A 4620-nucleotide genomic window follows, 5' to 3' on the forward strand; every position below is an offset into this window, starting at 1 on the left:
AAGGTAGCGTTATATCGTTTTTTCATCCTTTTATTATAGGACATTAATTCCGTTTTTGAGTGTCCAAATTTCGGGGTCCATTATACTCTCTTGTTCTCGTTTTGATGCTTTTCGCATTGAGATGATACGAATAATCTCATCCTTGCGGACAGTAAAAGAAATGACTATGATGCTCTGCGCCAACATTCCCAAGAGAATGTAACGTGTTTCGTCATAATCATCGTGTGGGTCTTCCACGACAAAGGCATCATCATTAAAATCCAGACCATGCTTGTGGAGATTGGTACGCCGTTTGTCTTCGTCCCACTCAAATTTCATGAGTAGATTGTTGGCGGCCCCCCTCTAACTCCCCCCACCGGGGGGAGAACCGGCCCCCCGGTGGGGCGGGATTGAGGGCCGCTTTCCGCCAAACCGAGAATCGCTGCCTGTTTTGGCAGGCGGGCACAAACTTGTCTGTTAGCCTCGTTTCGTGTACCCTACCCAAAAAAAAGGAAAAACCTGGGGTGGGGCAAAATAAGATGCGCATAAAGTCTAAACACTCTATCCGGCCGACCATTTCTCTATCTCTCAAGATTGTCCTGGGGGGTATTGTTCTGGCCATCTTGGTATTTCTTCTCAAGGAGGGGCAACAGGCGACTTCTGTTCCGCCAACGCCTGGTTTGATTGCATTGCAGCCTTCACCCACTCTAACACCAACGGTTACGCCTGCCCCGCCCTCGCCCACTACCCTACCCACGTTTATGGTTACACCCCCGCTCTCGCCGGTAAGTACGCCTACCCCCGCCCCGGCCCCAAATTCTGCCGAACCTGGCCAAACGGCGCTTTATACTTATAAGATCATCAACACCTACCCTCACGACCCGGACGCCTTTACCCAGGGTTTGGTTTACGTGGATGGTTTTTTGTACGAAGGCACCGGCCGTTACGGCCAATCAACGTTGCGTAAGGTTGAGTTGGAAACCGGGGCAGTGTTGCAGCGCATTGCCGTGCCGGCTGAACTTTTTGGCGAGGGCATTGTTATTTTTGATGGCCAGATCATTCAGTTGACCTGGCAGAGCTGGATGGGTTTTGTTTACGATCAAGAAGATTTTACCCTGTTAAAAACCTTCTTTTACCCCACCGAAGGTTGGGGCATTACCCACGACGGCCAGCGCCTGATGATGAGCGACGGCACTGCCACCCTCTATTTTTGGGACCCCACCACCCTGGCCGAAATTGGCCGGGTGGAAGTGTACGACGGTCACGGGCCGGTAGTCAGGCTGAATGAACTGGAATATATCAACGGCGAGGTTTACGCCAACGTTTGGCAAATCAACCGTATTGCCCGCATTAATCCGGAAACGGGCCGGGTGCTGGGCTGGATTCAATTAGACGGTTTGTTGACCGCCGCAGACCTTAGCCAGCCGGTTGACGTACTCAACGGCATTGCCTACGATGCCGAAAACGACCGGCTGTTTGTGACCGGAAAATTGTGGCCCAAATTGTTTGAAATTGAACTGGTTTTGGTGGAATAAATTGTTGCGTTATCTTACCGTCTTCATGTTGATGATAAGCTGCCTGATCCTCACCGGCCGGCCGGCCCAGGCCCATCCTGCCGATATGTATTTTCAAACCCACACCATCCACCTGACTCCCGCCGGGCTGCGGTTGACCTGGTCTGTTTTTCTGGGGCCGCTGCTGGTGCCGCTGGTTTACACCGACGTTGACCGGAACCGCGACCAGGCTGTCAGCTCTGCCGAAGCGCAAGCCTGGGCGGAAATCATTTTGCCTGGCTTTTCGGTAGCGTTTGACGACTCTGCCCTGGCCTGGCGTTTGGAAGGGATTGAGTGGCCCACCGACTTTAACGCTATGCAAACGGGTGATGAAACAATCCTGATTCACCTGGCGGCGGATTGGCCGGCAAATTTGGCCGGCGAGCATCAACTCACCTTGAACAATCAATATCAGGAAGCCATCAGCGTTAATTGGTTTTATCTGCATGGTCTGGAAGGGGTTTTATTTCAAAAACCCACTCAGGATAATGGTCGGCTTGAAGTTGATTTTTTGCTGCCGGAGAGCAGCGAGACTACTCCGGTGGCCGCTGACGAGGAGTGGCAAACCTATTGGGATAGCGGCACGCCGTCGCTGCCGGCGCTGGCCAGCCGGGCCGTGCTGCAAAGCGCCATGGGCCAAACAGTCGCAGCTTCGGCAGAAGCCAATCGCCCCATTGCCGTGCTAACCGACCTGGTCCGCGCCCCCGAACTGTCCGCCCCCTTTTACCTGCTGGCGTTGGGCATTGCCGTAGTGTTGGGAGCGTTACATTCGCTCACGCCGGGGCACGGCAAAACGGTGGTGGCGGCCTATCTCATCGGGTCGCGCGGCACCACCCTGCACGCCATTAGCCTGGGGACCATTGTTACGTTGACCCATACCGGCTCGGTGTTTGTGCTGGGCTTGATTACCCTGGCCGCCTCGCAATATATTTTGCCTACCCATCTTTCTTTTATCCTGGAAATCATTTCAGGCTTGTTGATTGTGGGCCTGGGCGCATCGCTGCTCTACCAACGGTGGCGCATCTGGCGCAAAGCAACGGTAGGGGATGACGGTCATCACAATGACGGTCATCATCATGATCATCCCCATGATGGTCATCATCATCACCATCATCATCATCACGACCATTCGCCCGGCCACCATCATCACCATCATCACGACCATTCGCCCGACCACCATCATCACCATGCCCCTCTTGCCGGAGATGTATCCTGGCGCTCTTTGGTGGCGCTGGGCGTTAGCGGCGGGCTGGTGCCCTGCCCGGATGCTATTGCTATCCTGCTGGTGGCCATTGCCCTTAACCGTATAATGTTGGGATTATCCTTGATTGTGGCCTTTAGCCTGGGCCTGGCGGTGGTGCTGATTTTTATTGGCCTGGCCATGGTCCACAGCCGCCGCCTCTTCGACAAAATGGATGCCTTCAATCGCTGGGCGCCGTTGATGCCTGTGGCCAGCGCCGTCATTGTGTTGGCCCTGGGGCTGGTTTTGACCATTGCCGCGTTTAGAAATATCGGCGTCTTTACGACAGGGTCGGAGTTTACCCAAACAGCCGGTCTACCGCCCAATGCCGCTCAAACGGAGCCATTGGCCATCCCCCCGCCCCCACCTTTTGTTATTGACCGGGCCGGTATTCTTTATATGGACGGCGATGAACAGGGAAAAAGCCAAATCTTCCGCCTTGATTTGGCCGGCGGCACCTCTCCCCGGCAGCTTACCCCAAACCCCCTGGGGGTGCAGGGATATGCCCTGTCGCCCGATGGCGCAAGGGTGGTCTACACCGCTATGCGCGATGATGGCGGCAGCGATTTGGGGCTGGTCAATGTTGATGGCAACGCCCCACGGGAACTTTTGACCTGTCCAGATGCCGCGTGCGGCGGCGCGGTTTGGTCGCCGGATGGGGGGCGGCTGGTTTACGAACGGATTAATCCTACTTCCCAGGACGCCACCGCCGGTTTGCCGTCTTTGTGGTGGTTTGAAATGGAGACCGGCGAGACCGGCCCCATTTTTCAAGATAGCCGGTGGCCGGGCTTCAATCCTCGCTGGTCGCCGGATGGTTTGTGGTTGAGCTACGTTTATCCCGGCAGCGGCAAGATGGAGCTTTATCACCTGGCCGACGGTCGCCGTAATTCCCTCAATACCCAAACCGGCGCGCCCGTGGTTTGGAGTCCCCGGGGTGAGGGGTTGCTGGTGACAAATGTGTGGGATGCGGGCCAACGTTCGCTCATCCATCTCTTCCGATATGATCTGGAAACTGAAACCATGACCGACTTAAGTGAGGCGTCAAAACCGGGCGATAAACCCGTGATGGATAGCGCCGCGGCCTGGTCGCCGGATGGGCAATGGCTGGTGGTAGTGCGGCGCGGTCTGACCCCGGGCGGCGCTACCACCGGCAGTTGGCTATGGCTGATGCGGCCCGACGGCAGCGAGGGCCGCGCGCTAACCGAGGAGTCGGAAATGATTTATGGCACGCCCGTCTGGTCGCCCGATGGCAATTATTTGCTTTTTCACACCTATTCGCTGGCCGAGGCATTGGCCACCAAAATTTTTATATTGAATGTGGAAACGGGCGAAACGCAGGAGGTGGTTGGCTCGGGCAGCCGGCCTGATTGGGTGTATTAAAGATAACAAAAAGGAATGGGGGAAAAAAAAGTGGCGAAAAGCCACTTAAAAAGATAAAACTTTAAGGTTGGGAAAATTACAGAATCATTTTCGGCGCTGCGCGGCCAGATCGGGATATTTCACCTGACAAGGGTTGCCGTCTTCATCAAAGATTTTGGCGCCAGCAATCCTACCCTCGTTTTCTAATTTTTTCTTTTCGTAGACATAAGCGCAGTAAGCCACATCGGCTGCGTTCAATTCAAGCAGACGCTCTTCCTCGTGGATAATTTTTATATATCCGGCCCGTGCCCATCTAATGAAATTATTACGATGAATCCCGTATTTCTTTTCGGCTGTGTACGGGTTTATTATTTGCCCTTTCAGATGGGCAAAGTGCCGGGCAATGATTTCATCTTTGGTTTGGTAATCCTGGCCATTATTTTCGGCAGCCACAAGCAGGTCTCCTGAAGGCAATTGAACTGCCTGGAT

The 4620-nt window shown here is 54.5% G+C and carries 4 protein-coding genes; 2 read left to right on the forward strand and 2 right to left on the reverse strand.

Going from position 1 to position 4620, the window contains the following annotated elements; translation table 11 throughout:
- Positions 1-33: 33 nt before the first annotated feature.
- Positions 34-318 carry a BrnT family toxin gene (locus JW953_14080; GenBank protein ID MBN1993824.1) on the reverse strand — a complete coding sequence of 95 codons (285 nt, stop codon included), beginning with the start codon at positions 316-318 and terminating at the stop codon, positions 34-36.
- 422 nt (positions 319-740) lie between these two features.
- On the opposite strand from JW953_14080, the gene JW953_14085 reads away from it, so the two are divergent.
- Both JW953_14085 and JW953_14090 read left to right on the forward strand, forming a co-directional pair.
- Entirely contained in the window at positions 741-1514 is a 774-nt protein-coding gene (locus tag JW953_14085) for a glutaminyl-peptide cyclotransferase (protein MBN1993825.1), read from the forward strand.
- Between the two features lies 1 nt (position 1515).
- The gene (locus JW953_14090) at positions 1516-4152 is read left to right on the forward strand and encodes a PD40 domain-containing protein (GenBank protein ID MBN1993826.1); all 2637 of its coding nucleotides are present in this window, start codon (positions 1516-1518) and stop codon (positions 4150-4152) included.
- Between the two features lie 84 nt (positions 4153-4236).
- On the opposite strand, the gene JW953_14095 is transcribed toward JW953_14090, so the two are convergent.
- Positions 4237-4584: a hypothetical protein gene (locus tag JW953_14095; protein MBN1993827.1), complete on the reverse strand. Its 348-nt coding sequence runs from the start codon at positions 4582-4584 to the stop codon at positions 4237-4239.
- Positions 4585-4620 lie beyond the last annotated feature (36 nt).

Source organism: Anaerolineae bacterium (genome assembly GCA_016931895.1).
Classification (GTDB): domain Bacteria; phylum Chloroflexota; class Anaerolineae; order 4572-78; family J111; genus JAFGNV01.

Bases quoted from the DNA above. Each gene is read 5' to 3' on its own strand.
- JW953_14085 (MBN1993825.1), top strand. From the start codon at position 741: ATGGTTACACCCCCGCTCTCGCCGGTAAGTACGCCTACCCCCGCCCCG.
- JW953_14080 (MBN1993824.1), bottom strand. From the start codon at position 318: ATGAAATTTGAGTGGGACGAAGACAAACGGCGTACCAATCTCCACAAG.